Origin of the sequence: uncultured Aquimonas sp. (assembly GCF_937888285.1) — a bacterium.
Classification (GTDB): domain Bacteria; phylum Pseudomonadota; class Gammaproteobacteria; order Xanthomonadales; family Xanthomonadaceae; genus Aquimonas.
Genome location: NZ_CALART010000020.1, coordinates 35,284 through 51,803 on the forward strand (window position 1 = coordinate 35,284; position 16,520 = coordinate 51,803).

The 16,520-nt window shown below is 68.3% G+C and carries 14 protein-coding genes; 2 read left to right on the forward strand and 12 right to left on the reverse strand.

The window, feature by feature from the left end:
* Positions 1-26: 26 nt before the first annotated feature.
* From Q0654_RS05965 to hppD, 6 genes are all read right to left on the reverse strand, one after another.
* Positions 27-3,002 (reverse strand): TonB-dependent receptor, encoded by a 2,976-nt coding sequence (locus tag Q0654_RS05965; RefSeq protein ID WP_298851522.1) that lies wholly within the window; start codon positions 3,000-3,002, stop codon positions 27-29.
* A 384-nt stretch (positions 3,003-3,386) separates the two neighbouring features.
* A complete protein-coding gene (maiA, locus tag Q0654_RS05970) occupies positions 3,387-4,049 on the reverse strand; it encodes a maleylacetoacetate isomerase (protein WP_298851523.1) in 663 nt (220 codons plus the stop codon).
* Positions 4,050-4,187: 138 nt separating this feature from the next.
* Positions 4,188-5,180: a fumarylacetoacetate hydrolase family protein gene (locus Q0654_RS05975; RefSeq protein ID WP_298851525.1), complete on the reverse strand. Its 993-nt coding sequence runs from the start codon at positions 5,178-5,180 to the stop codon at positions 4,188-4,190.
* A gap of 46 nt (positions 5,181-5,226) precedes the next feature.
* The gene (hmgA, locus tag Q0654_RS05980; RefSeq protein WP_298851527.1) at positions 5,227-6,525 is read right to left on the reverse strand and encodes a homogentisate 1,2-dioxygenase; all 1,299 of its coding nucleotides are present in this window, start codon (positions 6,523-6,525) and stop codon (positions 5,227-5,229) included.
* Between the two features lie 31 nt (positions 6,526-6,556).
* Entirely contained in the window at positions 6,557-6,973 is a 417-nt protein-coding gene (locus tag Q0654_RS05985; protein WP_298851529.1) for a DUF559 domain-containing protein, read from the reverse strand.
* A gap of 202 nt (positions 6,974-7,175) precedes the next feature.
* Positions 7,176-8,258 (reverse strand): 4-hydroxyphenylpyruvate dioxygenase, encoded by a 1,083-nt coding sequence (gene hppD, locus Q0654_RS05990; protein WP_298851531.1) that lies wholly within the window; start codon positions 8,256-8,258, stop codon positions 7,176-7,178.
* A gap of 160 nt (positions 8,259-8,418) precedes the next feature.
* Between hppD and Q0654_RS05995 the strand changes: the two genes are divergently transcribed.
* A complete protein-coding gene (locus Q0654_RS05995; protein WP_298851533.1) occupies positions 8,419-8,967 on the forward strand; it encodes a MarR family transcriptional regulator in 549 nt (182 codons plus the stop codon).
* A 57-nt stretch (positions 8,968-9,024) separates the two neighbouring features.
* Here Q0654_RS05995 and Q0654_RS06000 read toward each other — a convergent pair whose 3' ends face one another.
* Genes Q0654_RS06000 through gpmI form a run of 3 tightly spaced genes read right to left on the reverse strand, consistent with a single transcriptional unit; the run spans position 9,025 to position 13,098 of the window.
* Positions 9,025-10,362, reverse strand: a complete 1,338-nt coding sequence (locus Q0654_RS06000; RefSeq protein ID WP_298851535.1) for a S41 family peptidase — start codon at positions 10,360-10,362, stop codon at positions 9,025-9,027.
* 58 nt (positions 10,363-10,420) lie between these two features.
* A complete protein-coding gene (locus Q0654_RS06005; protein WP_298851536.1) occupies positions 10,421-11,599 on the reverse strand; it encodes a peptidoglycan DD-metalloendopeptidase family protein in 1,179 nt (392 codons plus the stop codon).
* Positions 11,596-13,098 carry a 2,3-bisphosphoglycerate-independent phosphoglycerate mutase gene (gene gpmI, locus Q0654_RS06010; protein ID WP_343230123.1) on the reverse strand — a complete coding sequence of 501 codons (1,503 nt, stop codon included), beginning with the start codon at positions 13,096-13,098 and terminating at the stop codon, positions 11,596-11,598. Before gpmI ends, Q0654_RS06005 begins: the two co-directional genes overlap by 4 nt.
* 168 nt (positions 13,099-13,266) lie before the next feature.
* On the opposite strand from gpmI, the gene Q0654_RS06015 reads away from it, so the two are divergent.
* The gene (locus Q0654_RS06015) at positions 13,267-13,929 is read left to right on the forward strand and encodes a hypothetical protein (RefSeq protein WP_298851539.1); all 663 of its coding nucleotides are present in this window, start codon (positions 13,267-13,269) and stop codon (positions 13,927-13,929) included.
* A 36-nt stretch (positions 13,930-13,965) separates the two neighbouring features.
* Here the strand turns inward: Q0654_RS06015 and Q0654_RS06020 are convergent, their stop codons facing one another.
* The 3 genes from Q0654_RS06020 to metK form a co-directional block, all read right to left on the reverse strand.
* Positions 13,966-14,562 (reverse strand): DNA-3-methyladenine glycosylase I, encoded by a 597-nt coding sequence (locus Q0654_RS06020; protein ID WP_298851541.1) that lies wholly within the window; start codon positions 14,560-14,562, stop codon positions 13,966-13,968.
* A complete protein-coding gene (locus Q0654_RS06025; protein WP_298851544.1) occupies positions 14,559-15,062 on the reverse strand; it encodes a phosphatidylglycerophosphatase A in 504 nt (167 codons plus the stop codon). The genes Q0654_RS06020 and Q0654_RS06025 overlap by 4 nt, the downstream gene beginning before the upstream one ends.
* Before the next feature lie 157 nt (positions 15,063-15,219).
* A complete protein-coding gene (gene metK, locus Q0654_RS06030) occupies positions 15,220-16,425 on the reverse strand; it encodes a methionine adenosyltransferase (protein ID WP_298851547.1) in 1,206 nt (401 codons plus the stop codon).
* Between the last annotated feature and the right edge of the window lie 95 nt (positions 16,426-16,520).

Genomic DNA, 16,520 nt, shown 5'->3' on the forward strand with positions numbered 1-16,520 from the left:
CTCATGGACCGGGCGGGCCGCCTTGATCAGAACTTGTAGGTGAAGCCGGCGTACATGTAGCGACCCACGTTGTCGTAGTACGCGGTGCCCAGATCCGAGCCGAAGTAGTTCAGCGGCGGATCCTTGTCGAACACGTTGTCTGCACCCACGTAGGCCGACAGGCCGGACTCGCCGAAGGCGTAGCTCAGCTGCAGGTTGTGGTAGACCCAGCTGCCATTCTTGATGGGGCTGGTCTGGCCCGGGTTGCTGTTGTAGCTGTCCGGACGCACGCGCAGGTTGCCGTCGACGTAGTTCATGTCCCACGACGCCGACCAGTTGCCATGGGCGTACTTGGTCTGGAAGTTGGCGCGCCAGCGCGGGTTGGTGACGAAGGTGACGTACTCGATGTACTCGGTCGGGAAGTCCTGGAAGGCCCACTCGCGCGACTGGATCATGCGGGTACCGACGAAGCGCAGGCTGGTGTCGCCACCCAGCAGGGCGAAGCGGTAGTCCATTTCCAGGTCGACGCCGGTGCGGCGCGACTTCGCCAGGTTCTCGTTGATCGCCACCCAGTTGGTGATGCTGTACTCGGGGAACTGGCGACCCTGCGCGTCGGTGAAGCCGCCGACCGGCGCACGCGTGATGGCCTGGCAGAACACGTTGTTCTGCACGCCGCCCGGGGAGTCGGCGCAGCGGGTGGCGTTGATCTGCGCGGTCACCGCGCCGATCGCGTCATCCAGGGTCACGCGCCAGTAGTCGACCGACATGCCGAAGCCTTCGAAGAACTCGGGCTGCCAGACGAAGCCGATGGAGATCGTCTCGGCTTCTTCCGGCTTCAGGTTCGGGTTGCCGCCGCTGACGCCCGGACGGTTGGCCGAGTAGGTGTCGACCCAGCCCACCGGCACGCCCAGCGCGGTGCAGTTGGCCTGGCGCAGGGCCTGGTTAGCCGCAGTGGCCGGACGGTTGGGGTTGGTGCTCTGGTAGTTGCAGGGGTCGTTGATGGTGGCGAAGTTCTGCGACTGCGGGTTGAACAGCTCGCCGATGCTGGGCACGCGCACGGCCTGGGCCGTGGTGGTGCGCATGCGCAGCGTGCTGAAGATCTGCCAGTCGATGCCGACGTTCCAGGTGTTGGTCGAGCCCGCGGTGTTGTAGTCCGAGTAGCGGGCGGCGAGATCGATCGCGAGGCGCTCGACGCCGGGCAGGTCGGCCAGCACGGGAATGCTGGTTTCCGCGAACACTTCTTCCACGTCGTAGCTGCCGCCACGGCTGGGAATCGCGTTCAGGAAGGTCAGGCCGAGCGCCGCCAGCGGATCGGTGTTCTCGCGGCTCTGCTCCTTGCGGTACTCGACACCGCCGGCGATACCGACGCTGCCCGCGGGCAGATCGAACAGGGCGCTGTTGGCCACCGAGGCCGACAGCACGGTCTGCTTGAGCTTGGAGGTGTTCAGCGAATTGGTGTTGAACCAGGCTGCCGCCGCGGGGTTGACCGCACCGTCGCCGAACACGCTGAAGGGCACGCAGCCGTTGCGCGCGAAGCTCGAGTAGACCGTGTTGGTGTGCGGGTTGATCGCGGTCGGGTCGATGCTGGTGCGGCAGACCAGGGCGCCGGTGGAGTCACGCACCACGTCCATGCCCGCGTGCCAACGCTCGTTGATGCGGTTGTTGACGTTCAGGCGATCGATGCTCGACTGACCGTAGGTCACCGAGGTGTCGTAACTCCAGCCGTCGCCGAAGAAGCCTTCGACGCCCACCACGAAACGCGCCATCTGACGGGTGACATCCTCGCCGCGGCGGCCGGCGTCGACGTTGAAGCGGCTGATCTGCAGCTGGGTCAGGTTGTTCGCATCCATCAGCGCGCCCAGCGCCGGCGTCACGAAGGCGTTGTTGCGCAGGATGCGGATCGGCTGGTCGAAGGAAGGCTGGCCGAAGAACTGGGACTGGGTGCGGCTGTACTTGCCTTCGAAGATCAGGCGATGGTCTTCGCTCATGTCGAAGTTCATCAGCGTGTTGACGCTGAGGCGGTCGAAGGCCGGCTGCAGGTCAGCCACGCCGTTCAGGTCGACGAAGTCGCAGTCCACGCAGGAGGTCGCGCTGATCACGCGGCCGTCATAGCGCTGGCGGCGGAAGCTGCCGTCCGGGTTGAAGGTGTAGCGGTTGGTCGGATTCGCCGGGTTGAATGCGCCGATGGTGAAGGTGCCGGCAGTCGAGATCGAGTGGTTGCCGCCCGGACGGGCCGGCACGTTCTGCGGGTTGGACTCGCTGGGCGGACGCGAGGGGTCGAAGTTCGGGTTGGGCACGCTGACCCAGAACTCGCGACCAATCTCACGATTGCCGCGGCCGAAGCGGTCCTGCTTGCTGTACTCGATCGAGACCACCGCATTGCCGCGGCCCTCGCCGAAGTTGGCGCCGGCGGTGAAGCTGCCGAACGAACGCGAGAAATCGCCCTCGCTGGCTTCGCCGGTCTGGGCGCGCACTTCGTAGCCTTCGAACGAGCGCTTCAGGATGAAGTTGACGACACCGGCGATGGCGTCGGCGCCGTACACAGCCGAAGCGCCACCGGTGATGATTTCAACACGCTCGATCAGCTCGACCGGAATCGTGTTGGTGTCGACGGCGGTGGAGCCCGGCGAACCGCCCACGTGGCGACGGCCGTTGACCAGCACCAGGGTGCGCGCAGTGCCCATGCCGCGCAGATCGAGCAGGCCGAGGCCGGCGGTACCGATGAAGCGGGTGGAGTTGCCGAGCGTGTAGTTGGGCGCCAGCTGCGGCAGGCGGGTCATCAGGTCACCGATGGTGACGGCGCCGGTCGCGCGGATTTCTTCCGAGCTCAGCGAGGTGACCGGCGAGGGCGTGATGAAACCTTCACGGGCGATACGCGAACCGGTGACGGTGATCTGGTCCAGAACCTTCTCTTCGTCACCGCTGTTGCGGTTCTGGGCGGACGCAACGCCGACACCGGCCAGCATGGCGCTGGTGACGGCGGTGGCGAGCAGGCTGCGGCGGGCTGTGCTGTTGACGTACATGGGCTTCCCCTTGGGTTTCGTGTAAGCGTCGCTGTGCAAGCGAGCCCGGGGAGTTTAACGGAACCGCAACAATGACTCCCTGCCAATAGTCACTGCCGGGCCGCCACCCAGAGTGATTTACGTCACACTTTTGTCTTCCGGCGCAGCGCCATGAAGTCACCGACGGGGCGACAAGGTCGTGTCGACGCTCGCTTGCGGTGCACTGACGTCCGTGATGGAAGCATCGCGCAACGAGCCGATGCCCGTTGCCAGAGCGAGGGCGCGCAGACGTACCCCACACAGCCGCACGCAGCCTTGCGACGTCAAAGCGTGCTCAAGCCTGGGAAGTGTGGACGCCTGTAGTTGCCCGGCGTACCCGTCGCTCGACGCGGAGCTCAGAGGCTCTCAGGCCACCGGCGCATCCGGCTGGCGCTCCGGCGCCGCCTGCTGGAAGGCCGGCAGGGCGAGGCAGTGGCTTTCGATGCGCAGCAGGGTCGGATAGGGCGTCAGATCCATCTGCAGCCGCCGCGCGTTGTACAGCTGCGGCACCAGGCAGCAGTCGGCGATGCTGGGCATCTCGCCCTCGCAGTACTCGCCGGTCGAAGGGTTGTCGAACACCAGGGCCTCAAAGGCAGCCAAGCCTTCGGCGATCCAGTGGCGGGACCAGGCCTCGCGCCGCGCTTGATCGACATCGAGTTCGCGCTCCAGGTACTGCTGCACGCGCAGGTTGGCCAGCGGATGCACGTCGCAGGCGATCAGTTGGGCCAGCGCGCGCACGCGCGCACGGTCACGCGCCATGGCGGGCAGCAGGGGCACCGCAGGGAAGCTTTCGTCCAGGTATTCGATGATCGCCAGCGACTGCCGGATCGCACGCTCGCCGTCGAGCAGGACCGGCACCAGCGCCTGCGGATTGATCTCGCGGAACTCGGGCGCGCGCTGTTCACCGCCGTTGTTCAGCAGGTGGACCGGCTTCTGCGCATAGGCCAGGCCCTTAAGGTGCAGGGCGATGCGGACGCGATAGGCGGCGCTGGAGCGCCAGTAGCTGTACAGGCTCAGCATCTCGCTCATCGCGCCTCTCCCTGATCCGATGTGATCGATGTCACGGAAATCTACGCGCCTCGGCACGGGCGAATCAACACACCACCTCTTGCGCGGCCACCGCCGGCAGGGAGTGCGCGGCGGCGGCCGTGTCGCAGGCGCGGGCGCTCAGCCCTGCTGCATGACCTGGTCGATGGCACCGAAGATCGAGCGTCCGTCGCGGTCGAGCATCTCGATGCGCACGCGGTCGCCAAACTTCATGAAGGGCGTACTGGGCTTGCCGTCGCGGATGATCTCCAGCATGCGCTTCTCGGCCAGGCACGAGGCACCCTTGCCCTCGTCCTCGTTGGCCACGGTGCCCGAGCCGACGAGGCTGCCGGCCACCAGCGGGCGGGTCTTGGCGGCATGCGCGATCAGCTGGGCGAAGCTGAACTGCATGTCGACGCCGGCTTCGGGCGCGCCGAACCACTCGCCGTTGATGTGGCTGAGCAGCGGCAGGTGGACCTTGCTGTCCCGCCAGGCCTCGCCCAGTTCGTCCGGAGTGACGAACACCGGCGACAAGGTCGAGCGCGGCTTCGACTGCAGGAAGCCGAAGCCCTTGGCCAGTTCATCCGGAATCAGGTTGCGCAAGGAAACGTCGTTGATCAGCCCGACCAGCTGGATGTGGCCGGCCGCGGCCTCGGCCGACACGCCCATCGGCACGTCGTCGGTGACCACCACCACCTCGGCCTCGAGGTCGATGCCGAAGGCCTCATCCGGCACGCGCACCGGGTCGTTCGGGCCGTAGAAGCCGGCGCCGACCGCGTGGTACATCAGCGGATCGACGTAGAAGCTCTCGGGCACGGTGGCGCCGCGCGCGCGGCGCACGCGCTCGACGTGCGGCAGGTAGGCCGAGCCATCGACGAACTCATAGGCGCGCGGCAGCGGCGCCGCCAGCGCGGCGGTGTCGAAGGCGAACACGGCCTGGCCTTCGACGCTGTCGGCGCCGGACTGCAGCTGCTCGTACACGGCGTTCAGGCGCGGCGCGGTCACGCTCCAGTCCTCCAGCGCGCGCTGCAGGGTCGACGCGATCTGCGGCACGCGCACCGCACGGCTCAGCTCGCGGTTGACGACGATGAGGCTGCCGTCGCGGCCGCCTTCCTTGAGGCTTGCAAGTTTCATTGCGTGTCCTTGGTGCTTGGCGGCCGGAATCCGCAGGCCGTAGGGATCAGGGCTTGGCAGGGTCGAAGTTCGCGGTGAGGCCGGCCCAGCAGTCGGGGTAGTCACGCTGGCGATGCGCCGCCTCGACCGCCTGCTTGGTCGGCCGGATCACCCGCGGTGCCTCGAACATGAAGGCCATGGTATCGGTGATCACATCGGGCTTGGACAGGTCGGCCTTCGAGGCCTTCTCGAAGGTAGCCGCATCGGGGCCGTGGCCGGTCATGCAGTTGTGCAGGGAGGCCCCGCCCGGCACGAAGCCCTCGACCTTGGCGTCGTAGGCGCCGTGCACCAGGCCCATGAATTCGCTGGCGACGTTGCGATGGAACCAGGGCGGACGGAAGGTGTCCTGCGCCACCAGCCAGCGCGGCGGGAAGATCACGAAGTCGAGGTTGCTCACGCCTTCCGCCTCGCCCGGCGAATGCAGCACGAGAAAGATCGACGGGTCCGGATGGTCGTAGCTGATCGAGCCGATGGTGTTGAAGCGGCGCAGGTCGTAGCGGTAGGGCGCGTAGTTGCCGTGCCAGGCAACCACGTCCAGCGGGCTGTGGCCGATCGGCGCCCGCCACAGCTGGCCCTGGAACTTGGCGATCAGCTCGAAGCTGCCCTCGCGCTGCTCATAGCGCGCCACCGGCGTTTCGAAATCGCGTGGGTTGGCCAGGCCGTTGCTGCCGATCACGCCGAGGTCCGGAAGTTTCAGCAGGGCGCCGAAGTTCTCGCAGACATAGCCCCGTGCTTCGCCATCGGGAAGGCTGAGCGTGAAGCGCACCCCGCGCGGCAGCACCGCGATCTGCTGCGGCTCGACGTCGACCCGGCCGAGCTCGGTGTCGATGCACAGCCGACCCAGCTGCGGAACGACCAGCAGCTCGCTGTCGGCGCTGTAGAAGTAGCGGTCGACCATGTCGCGGTTGGCGGCGTACAGGTGCACGGCCATGCCTGAAGCATCCGGCCCACCGTTGCCGCCCATCGTGAACAGGCCATCGACGAAATCGGTGGGTTGCGTCGGCAGTGGCAGCGGGCTCCAGCGGTACTGCTCGGGGCTGGCCGCGATCGCGTCGAAGCGATTGTGGAAGCGCGGCTGCGCGTAGGGCTCGAAGCGGCCATGCAGGGCGGCCGGGCGGATGCGGTACATCCAGGTCCGCCGATTGGCGTGGCGCGGCGCGGTGAAAGCCGTGCCTGAGATCTGCTCGGCGTAGAGGCCGTAGGGACAGCGCTGCGGCGAGTTGCGGCCGACCGGCAGCGCCCCGGGCAGGGCTTCGGTGGCGAAGTCGTTGGCGAAGCCGGTGAGGTAGGGCGTGGCGGGCGTCATGGCTGCGGTGTGCGGTCCTTTGGGGCTTGCGTCATGGCTGCGATTCTCGCGAGAGCCCCTCTCCCCGTGGGAGAGGGGTTGGGGAGAGCGTCCGGTCGTGCAGCGCGCTCCAGATCCGCGCCAGCACGTCTTCGGCTTGGGTCAGCACATCGTCGTTCCAGAAGCGCAGCAGCCGGAAGCCCGCGCGCTCAAGAAATCTGTTGCGTTCCGCGTCAATCTGCGGCGAATGCTGCGAGCCATCGAGTTCAACCACCAGCAACTGCGCCAAACAGACGAAGTCGACGACATAGGGCGGAAGCGGGTGCTGCCTGCGGAACTTGAAGCCGCCAAAGCGTCCGGCGCGCAGGTGGTACCAGAGCGCCTGTTCCGCATCGGTCATGGTCTGGCGCAGGCAACGGGCCTTGTCGAGTGTTTCGGTCGGCAGCGGTGGAATGATGCGTTCGGCCATACCGGACCCTCTCCCCAACCCCTCTCCCACGGGGAGAGGGGCTCAAATCAAGAGCTGCACGTCGACGCACGCATCTGAAGGCCGCCAACGCAGCGAGGTTTCAAAAGAACCCGACTCGCACTTGGCACAGGAGCGCCCTTGCACTGCCGAATCCGGAGCAGCGAGCATCGCCCCACCAATCCCGAATCCCCAATCCCGGCTCTCAGAGAAACCCGCGCTTCATCTGATCCCGCTCGATGCTCTCGAACAGGGCCTGGAAGTTGCCCTCGCCGAAACCTTCGTTGCCCTTGCGCTGGATGATCTCGAAGAAGATCGGGCCGATCGCGTTCTGGGTGAAGATCTGCAGCAGCTTGCGCTGCTTGGTTTCCAGGTCGGCGTCGATCAGGATCTTGTTCTTCGCCAGGCGCGGCACGTCTTCGCCGTGGTTCGGCACGCGCTGGTCGATGACATCGAAATAGGTGTCCGGCGTGTCGAGGAATTCGACGCCGGCGCCGCGCATGGCCTCGACCGTTTCATAGATGTCGTCGGTGAAGCAGGCGATGTGCTGGATGCCCTCGCCGTGGTACTGGTCGAGGTATTCGTTGATCTGGCTCTTCGGATCCGACGACTCGTTGAGCGGAATGCGCACGACGCCGTCCGGCGCGGTCATGGCCTTGGACACCAGGCCGGTCTTGCTGCCCTTGATGTCGAAGTAGCGGATCTCGCGGAAATTGAACAGGCGCTCGTAGTAGTCCGACCACTTCTCCATGTTGCCGAAGTAGAGGTTGTGGGTCAGGTGATCGATGAAGGTCAGCCCGAAGCCGGTCGGATGGACATCCGCGCCCTCGATGGCGACATAGTCGGCGGCATAGGCATCGCCCTCACTGGGCACGAGGTAGAGCATGCAGTCACCGATGCCCTTGACCACCGGCGCCTCGATCGCGCGGCTCATCGGCTTGTGGGCGACCCGTTCGCCGCCGTTGGCGATCACTTGTCGCTCAACTTCGGCCACCGGCTTCGTGAAGCGGATGCCGAAGCCGCAGGCGCTGGGGCCATGCTGGGCAGCGAAATCGGCGGCGAAGCTGTCCGGGTCCTCGTTGACCAGGAAGTTGACCCCGCCCTGCCGATAGACCGTAATCGCGCGGCTTCGGTGCTTCAGCACGGGCGCGAAACCCATCGTGCGGAACAGCGCGTGCAGATCGACGCTGCCCGCCGGGGCGGCGAACTCGACGAACTCGAAGCCGTTGATCCCCATCGGGTTTTCAAAGGTTGTGACCTGCATGCCGAGGTTCGGCTGGGCGTTCATGCTGGGCTCCTCCAGGGGCTGCGCGTGCGGCGTTCGCTCGCGGCGGTGGCAAGGGCTCGGTGTCGCCGCCTGGCGGGCACCGGAAGTCGCTCGCGGCTGGTCGCCGCGGGGTAGGCGTTTTATAGTTTCAGATGAAACCATTTGCAAGGTGCAGTGCAGGATGAGCCCTTCCCAATCCGCCGCGGCAAGCGCGCCCGGCCTCGAAGCAGCCCCCGCCTCGGCCGAACTGGTGCTGGAGTCCTTCCTGCCCTATCGGCTGTCGGTGCTGTCGAACCGGGTCAGCCAGGCGATCGCACGGATCTATGCCGAGCGCTTCGATCTCTCGGTCACCGAGTGGCGGCTGATGGCAGTGCTGGGCCGTTATCCCGGGCTGACCGCGGGCGAGCTGGTCGAGCGCACGGCCATGGACAAGGTCGCGGTCAGCCGCGCGGTGGCGGGGCTGATGGCCTCGGGCCGGGTCGAGCGCGGCAGCGACGAGCGCGATCGCCGGCGCGTGCCGCTGGAGCTCAGCGCGGCCGGCCGTGCGGTCTACGCGCAGGTCGCGCCGCTGGCGCTGGAGTACGAGCGCGCCCTGCTGTCGGGCCTCGATGCCGCCGAATACGCGCAGTTCGACGCCCTGCTCGGGCGTCTGCTGGAGGCCACCGCAGGCGCCGAGGATTCACTGCGCTCGGCGGCGCTGCGGGCAACCGATGCCGCTCGGCGCGAATGAGCCCATCAGCGCGTCAGTGACGGGGCGACGCGGCTCCAGACCCCAGCGCTGCAGCCTTCAGCCGCGCTCGCGGAACACCGCCAGCCCGCGCAGCAGGTTCAGGGCTTCATTGACGGCATAGTCCGCCTGGGCCTTGGCCTGGTCCGCTTCGGCGGCCTCGCTCTCGGCCTGCAGGTGGCCAGGCAGGTCGGCCTCGCGCAGCTGCGGCGAGGTCTGGGCGCCGACGCGCAGCTCCGCGTTCTCCGGCAGCTCGATATCGGGCACGATGCCGGTGGCCTGGATCGAGGTGCCGTTGGGCGTGTAGTAGCGCGCCGTGGTCAGCTTGATCGAGTCGCCATTGTCCAGCGGCAGCACGGTCTGCACCGAGCCCTTGCCGAAGCTGGTGCTGCCCATGATCAAGGCGCGGCGGTGATCGCGCAGAGCGCCGGCCACGACTTCGGCGGCGCTGGCGCTGCCGCTGTCGATCAGCACCACGATCGGCGCGCCGTCGAGCAGGTCGCCGCGCTTGGCGGCGTACTCGGCGCTGGCGCGCGGCACCCGGCCGCGGGTGCTGACGATCACGCCCTCGTCGAGGAACAGGTCGGCGACTTCGATGCCCGCGTTCAGCAGGCCACCCGGGTTGCGCCGCAGGTCCAGCACCAGGCCCTTGAGGCCGTCGCCGGCCGCTTTCAGGGCTTCGAGCTTGCGCTGCACCTCGCCCGCCGTGTCGGCCTGGAAGGCGGCGATGCGGATGTAGGCGAACTGCGTGTCCAGGGCCTCGCCGCGCGCGCTGGCGACGCGGATGATCTCGCGGGTCAGGCTGAGCTTGAGCGGCTCGCTCTCGCCCTCGCGCACCACCGTCAGCACGATCGAGGTGCCCGGCTCGCCGCGCATGGCTTCGACGGCGGCATCGACGCTGTCGGCGCTGATCGGCGCGCCATCCAACTCGATGATGATGTCGCCGGGGCGGATGCCGGCACGCGCGGCGGGTGTGTCGTCCATCGGCGCGATCACCACCAGGCTGCGATCGGGCCGCTGCAGGATCTCCAGGCCCAAGCCGCCGTAGGCGCCGGTCGCGGTCTCGTTCATCGACTGCGTGGCGCGCGCATCGAGGTAGGCGCTGTGCGGGTCGAGGTCGGTGAGCAGGCCGCGGATCGCCGACTGCATCAGCTGCTGGTCATCGACGTTGTCGACATAGGCCTGCTGCACCGCGCGGAACACCGAGACGAAGCGCCGCACTTCGTCCAGGCTGACCCGCTCGCTGGCAGGCTCGGCGGCAGGCGCCTCGGCGCTCGGCGCTTCGATCGGCGGAGGCGCAGGGGCGTCCTGGGCCAGCGCCGGAACGGCGGCAAGGCACAGCGGCAGGGACAGGGACAGGGCGACAAGCGTGCGGTGCAGGCGGGGAAGGCTGTTCATGCGCTGCAGTATAGGAGACGCGCGCGCGCCCGCAGTGGCTGTCGCCGCCCGCAGCCGATCAGCGCCGCACCCAGACGCGCGGATCCAGCGGCTGGCTCTGGCGACGCAGCTCGAAGTACACGGCCGCCCTGCCCTGCCCGCCCGAGCTGCCGGCCTGGGCGATCGGCTCACCGGCCTTGACCCAGTCACCGACTTCGCCGAGCAGGCCGTCGTTGTGGGCGTACAGGCTGAGGAAGCCCTCGCCGTGGTCGAGGATCAGCAGCAGGCCGTAGCCATTCATCCAGTCCGAGAACGCGACCCGCCCGGGGGCCACGGCGCGCACCGTCTCGCCGGCGGCCGCCTCCAGCAGCCAGCCCTCACTGCGCCGACCGTCCGGCAGCGTGCCTGCAAAGCCGGTCAGCACCCGCCCCGGCACCGGTGCGGCGAGCTGGCCGCGGCGCTGGGCGAAGGGCTGGGCGCCGTCGAGCTGGTCGGGGATGTCGGCGAAGATGTCGCGCAGCGATTCGATCAGATCCAGCAGGGCGCGCTCGTCGCGCCGCAGCGCGCTGATCCGCTCGGCCTGCGCCTTCTGCTGCCCAGCCAGCACCTCGAGCAGGCCGGCGCGGTCGGCCCGCTGCGATTCCAGCGCCGCCAGCGCCGCCAGCTCGCGCTCGAGCGCGGCGTCGAGCGCAGCCCGTTGGGCATCGACCTGGGCGGTGACCCGCGCCAGATCCGCCAGTTCATCGAGCAGGCGACGGATGCGCCGGACCTGGCCGGCCTGCACGTAGCGGTGGTAGGAGAGCGCCCGGCTGGCGTCGCGCAGGCGGTCCTGCGACAGCAGCAGGCGCAGCGGGGCGTGACCGCCCTGCACATGGGCCGCGCGCATCAGGGCGCCCAGCGCTTCCCGCTGCCGCTCCAGCCCGGCGGCGACGGTCTGCCGCTCGGTCTCCAGCGCCTCGAAGCGCTGGCGCTGGGCGGCCACCTCGGCCTCCAGGCCGGCCTGCGCTTTCAGCTGCTCGGCGATGGCCTGGTCGACCTCGCGGATCTGCGCCGAGGCGGCATCGCGCTCGGCGGCCAGTCGCGCCTGCACCGCGGCCACCTCGCGCAGTTCCGCGCGCACGGCGTCCAGTCGCGCCTGCGCGGCGCGCTCGGCCTCGGGGTCGCCGGGCTGCGCCTGCGCCGTACCGGCGCCTGACAGGGCCAGGAGCGCGCCTGCGCAGAGCAGGGCCAGCACGAGGCCGGCGAAGCGCTGGATCACACGAACTCGACCAGCGATTGACCCGTCATCTCGGCCGGCTTGGGCAGGCCGAGCAGGTGCAGCAGGGTCGGCGCGACATCACGCAGGGCGCCGCCGTCTCTCAGTCGCGCGGCTCGCCCAAGATAGACCAGCGGCACCGGGCCGACCGTATGCGCGGTGTGCGGCTGGCCGGTGTCGACGTCGCGCATCTTCTCGAGGTTGCCGTGGTCGGCGGTGAGGATCAGCTCGCCGCCGACCTCGCGCAGGGCCGCGGTGATCTCACCGATCGCGGTGTCCACCGCCTCGACCGCCCTGATCGCGGCTTCCAGCACGCCGGTGTGGCCGACCATGTCGGGGTTGGCGATGTTGCAGACGATAACGTCGTGCCGCTGGGCGCGGATGTCTTCGACCAGGGCGGCAGTGACTTCGGGGCAGCTCATCTCGGGCTTCAGGTCATAGGTGGCGACTTTGGGCGAGGGGATCAGCACGCGCGACTCGCCGGGCTGCTCGGCCTCGACCCCGCCGCTGAAGAAGAAGGTGACGTGGGCGTACTTCTCGGTCTCGGCGATGCGCAGCTGGCTGAGGCCATGCGCGGCCAGCACCTGCGGCAGGGTGTTGTGCAGGGTCTCGGGCGGATAGGCCAAGGTGGCCGGCAGCCTGGCGTCGTACTCGGTCAGGCAGACGAAACTCGCCAGCTGCGGACGCCGCGCGACGAAGCCCTCGAAGCCCGGCTGCACGAAGGCCGCGCACAGCTCGCGCGCGCGGTCGGCGCGGAAGTTCATGAACACCACCGCATCGCCGTCGGCCATGGGCGCCGCGCCCTCGATCACCGTCGGCAGCACGAACTCGTCGTTCTCGTCGCGCGCATAGGCCGCGTCCAGCGCCGCCACGCCGGTGGCCGCGCGATGCCCGGCCGTGGCCTCGACGATCGCCGAGTAGGCGCGCTCGACGCGATCCCAGCGCTTGTCGCGGTCCATCGCGTAGTAGCGGCCGCTGACCGAGCCGATGCGGTAGCCCAGCGCGGCGCAGCGCGCATCGAGCTTTTCGAGGCTCGGCCGTGCCGAGCGCGGCGGCGTGTCGCGACCGTCCAGAAACGCATGCACGGCGAGCCGCGATATGCCCTGCCGTTTGGCCAGATCGAGGAAAGCGTGGATGTGGTCCTCGTGGCTGTGCACGCCGCCCGGCGACAGCAGGCCGAACACGTGCAGGGTGCCGCCACTGGCCTTGACCGCGGCGCAGGCACCGATGAGGCCGGGGTTCTCGAAGAACTCGCCGGTCTCGATGGCGTGGTCGATGCGGGTCAGGTCCTGGTAAACGATGCGGCCGGCGCCGAGGTTCATGTGGCCGACCTCCGAGTTGCCCATCTGCCCGTCCGGCAGGCCGACGTGCTTGCCCGAGGTTTCGACCAGGGTGTGCGGGCAGCGCGCCAGCAGGGCATGCCAGTGCGGGGCCTTGGCCTGGGCGATGGCGTTGTCCTCGCGCTCCTCGCGATGGCCCCAGCCATCGAGGATCAGCAGCATGACGGGCTTGGGTCGGGACACGGTCGGACTCCGGGACAGACAGGCAAGACCGGCATTCTAGCCAAGCGGCTGTTCCGCCACCGCCGCGTGTAAACCCTTTGCGACGGACCGGCATCCGCTTGCTTGCCGCCACCGCAGAGCGTGGCCCAACCGCAGGGAGCAGCACCGATGCGCAAGACTCTTCTTCCCCTCCTCGTCCTGATCGCCTTCGCCGGCAGCGCCGCCGCCGAGCGCCTCGCCAGCATCGACAAGGTCAACGGCTCGATCCGCACCGAGCAGGGCCAGGCCTACGACAGCCTCGAAACCGTCAACGGCAGCATCACGCTGGCGGCGCAGGTGCAGGCGGAGAGCGTCGAAACGGTCAACGGCAGCATCAGCCTGAACGAGGGCGCCCGCGCCGAGAGCGTGGAGACCGTCAACGGCTCGATCAGCTTCGGCGCCTCGTCGCAGGCCGGCTCGGCCGAGACCGTCAACGGCAGCATCCGTCTCGATCGCGGCGCCGCCGTGCAGCGCGACGTCGAGACCGTCAACGGCGCGATCCGCCTCGAAGCCGCGACCATCGGCGGCGATGTCGAGACCGTCAACGGCGACATCACCCTGCTCGACGGCAGCCGCATCGCCGGCGGCATCACCATCGAGAAGCCCAGCACCGGCTGGTTCAACTGGGGCGGCAATACCCGCCTGCCGAAGATCGTGATCGGCCCGAACTCGGAAGTCGTTGGCGCCATGGTGTTCAAGCGCGAGGTCGAGCTGTTCGTGCACGAGAGCGCGCGCATCGGTCGCGTCGAAGGCGCGGAGGCCAAGCGCTACAGCGGCAGCGAACTGCCCTGAACCGGTACGCGTCCGGGCCAGGGAGGGCCCGGGGCTTCAGCGGAAGGCGCAGCCTTCGACGTGATCGTTGACCAGCCCCATCGCCTGCATGAAGGCATAGCAGGTGGTGGGGCCGACGAACTTGAAGCCGCGCTTCCGCAGATCCTTTGACAGGGCTTTCGAACTCGGCGTCTGCGCCAGCGCACGCAGGCTGTCCCAGTCATGGCGCGGCGGCCGCTCGGAGGCCGGCGGCTGGAAGCCCCAGACGTAGTCCGCGAAGCTGCCGAACTCGCGCTGGATCTCCAGCACCCGCGTCGCATTGTGAATGGCCGCCTCGATCTTGCCGCGATGGCGGACGATGCCGGCATCGCCCAGCAGACGTTCAATGTCGTTGCCATCGAAGCGCGCCACCCGCTGTGGGTCGAAGCCGGCGAAGGCCGCGCGGAAGTTCTCGCGCTTGCGCAGGATGGTCAGCCAGCTCAGGCCCGACTGGAAGCCTTCGAGGCAGAGCTTCTCGAACAGGCGCAGGTCATCGCGGACCGGCCGCCCCCATTCATGGTCGTGGTAGTGCGCGTAGTCGGGCAGGTTCTGCTGCCAGGCGCAGCGCACCAGACCGTCGTCACCGCGCAGCAGACCCGCAGGCAGATCGTTCATCCGGGCAACACTCCGAAACGGGCGTCGAGCAGCACCAGCGCCTGCAGGGCAAGGAAGGCGTACGCACCCGCCAGCAGGTCATCGAACATCGCGCCGAAACCACCGTGCAGCCGTCGATCGGCCCAGCGCACCGGCCACGGCTTCCATACGTCGAACAGGCGGAACAGGGCGAAGCCCAGCAGCATCCACATCCAGCCGGCAGGGGCCAGGAACAACGCGATCCACTGGCCCACCCACTCGTCGGCCACCACCACGCCGGGGTCGTCGGTGTGGATCGTGCGGATCACCCACTCGGCCGCGAGCACGCCCAAGGCGAAGAACGCCAGGGTGATCGCGAGATACCAGGCGGCCGGCAGCTCGCGCAGCCACAGCCAGGGGATCAGTGCAGCGGCACTGCCGACCGTGCCCGGCGCCACAGGTGAGTAGCCGGAGCCAAAGCCGCTGGCGATCCAGCCGTGGGGATGGGCGAGCAGTCGAAGCGGAGGTCGATTGCGTTTCATGGGCGGGGAGTATGCCTTCGCTGGCGGACACAGCAGCGACCACTCGCGTTGATCCGCTCGCTCCGCCGCGAACCTGGTGCGCGCTGGCGCCAATCGCTCACAAACGACAGGGGCGCCCGAAGGCGCCCCCGTGTGCAACCCGCTGGGCTTCGCGGCCTTACTTGAGGCCGGAATCCGCGCGCAGGGCCTCGGCGCGGTCGGTCTTCTCCCAGGAGAAGGCCGTGGCCTTGACCGTCTTGCCGGCCGCATCGACATAGCTGACCTCATGCGCCTTGCGGCCGAAGTGGCCGTAGGACGCGGTCTGCTGGTAGATCGGGTGCACCAGGTCGAGCATCTGGATGATGCCGTAGGGGCGCAGGTCGAAGTGCTTGCGGATCAGCTTCTCGATCTTGTCGTCGGCGATCTTGCCGGTGCCGAAGGTGGTGACCGAAATCGAGGTCGGCTCGGCGACGCCGATGGCATAGCTCACCTGCACCTCGCAGCGATCGGCGAGGCCGGCGGCCACGACGTTCTTGGCGACATAACGGGCGGCATAGGCCGCCGAACGGTCGACCTTGGACGGATCCTTGCCCGAGAACGCACCGCCACCGTGGCGCGCCCAGCCGCCGTAGGTGTCGACGATGATCTTGCGGCCGGTCAGGCCGCAGTCGCCCACCGGGCCACCGATCACGAACTTGCCGGTCGGGTTGATGTGGAACTTGGTGCCGCGGTGCAGCAGCTTCTCCGGCAGCACCGGCTTGATGATGTGCTCACGCACGGCCTCGACCAGATCCTTCTGCTTGATGCTGGGATCGTGCTGGGTCGACAGCACCACGGCGTCGATGGCGACGGCCTTGCCGTTCTCGTAGCGCAGGGTGACCTGGCTCTTGGCATCCGGACGCAGCCAGCCGAGCTTGCCCTTCTTGCGCGCCTTGGCCTGCTGCTCGACCAGACGGTGCGAGTAGTGGATGGCCGCGGGCATGAAGTCCTTGGTCTCATTGGTGGCGTAGCCGAACATCAGGCCCTGGTCGCCCGCGCCCTGCTCTTCCGGCTTCTTGCGGTCGACGCCCTGGTTGATGTCGGGCGACTGCTTGCCGATCAGGTTCAGCACGCCGCAGGTGGCGCCGTCGAAGCCGACGTCGCTGCTGTTGTAGCCGATGTCCAGGATCACCTTGCGGGTGAGCGCTTCGAGGTCGATCCAGGCTTCGGTGGTGATCTCGCCGGCGACGATGGCGACGCCCGTCTTGACCATGGTCTCGCAGGCCACGCGGGCGCGCTTGTCCTTGGCCAGGATCGCGTCCAGCACGGCGTCGGAGATCTGGTCGGCGACCTTGTCCGGATGGCCTTCGGACACCGACTCGGAGGTGAAGAGGTAGCTGCTCATCGGCGCTCTATCCTTGTATTCGGATGGATGGATGGGTGAAGCGGGCGCGCATGATACACGCCGACCCCGGGGATTGCATGACGCGCGTTGTCAAG

What these genes read in the sequence shown, in the direction of transcription:
- Q0654_RS05965 (WP_298851522.1), bottom strand. Translation starts at nt 3,002, where the DNA reads ATGTACGTCAACAGCACAGCCCGCCGCAGCCTGCTCGCCACCGCCGTC.
- maiA (WP_298851523.1), bottom strand. Translation starts at nt 4,049, where the DNA reads ATGAGCGAGATGCTGAGCCTGTACAGCTACTGGCGCTCCAGCGCCGCC.
- Q0654_RS05975 (WP_298851525.1), bottom strand. Translation starts at nt 5,180, where the DNA reads ATGAAACTTGCAAGCCTCAAGGAAGGCGGCCGCGACGGCAGCCTCATC.
- hmgA (WP_298851527.1), bottom strand. Translation starts at nt 6,525, where the DNA reads ATGACGCCCGCCACGCCCTACCTCACCGGCTTCGCCAACGACTTCGCC.
- Q0654_RS05985 (WP_298851529.1), bottom strand. Translation starts at nt 6,973, where the DNA reads ATGGCCGAACGCATCATTCCACCGCTGCCGACCGAAACACTCGACAAG.
- hppD (WP_298851531.1), bottom strand. Translation starts at nt 8,258, where the DNA reads ATGAACGCCCAGCCGAACCTCGGCATGCAGGTCACAACCTTTGAAAAC.
- Q0654_RS05995 (WP_298851533.1), top strand. Translation starts at nt 8,419, where the DNA reads ATGAGCCCTTCCCAATCCGCCGCGGCAAGCGCGCCCGGCCTCGAAGCA.
- Q0654_RS06000 (WP_298851535.1), bottom strand. Translation starts at nt 10,362, where the DNA reads ATGAACAGCCTTCCCCGCCTGCACCGCACGCTTGTCGCCCTGTCCCTG.
- gpmI (WP_343230123.1), bottom strand. Translation starts at nt 13,098, where the DNA reads ATGCTGCTGATCCTCGATGGCTGGGGCCATCGCGAGGAGCGCGAGGAC.
- Q0654_RS06015 (WP_298851539.1), top strand. Translation starts at nt 13,267, where the DNA reads ATGCGCAAGACTCTTCTTCCCCTCCTCGTCCTGATCGCCTTCGCCGGC.
- Q0654_RS06020 (WP_298851541.1), bottom strand. Translation starts at nt 14,562, where the DNA reads ATGAACGATCTGCCTGCGGGTCTGCTGCGCGGTGACGACGGTCTGGTG.
- Q0654_RS06025 (WP_298851544.1), bottom strand. Translation starts at nt 15,062, where the DNA reads ATGAAACGCAATCGACCTCCGCTTCGACTGCTCGCCCATCCCCACGGC.
- metK (WP_298851547.1), bottom strand. Translation starts at nt 16,425, where the DNA reads ATGAGCAGCTACCTCTTCACCTCCGAGTCGGTGTCCGAAGGCCATCCG.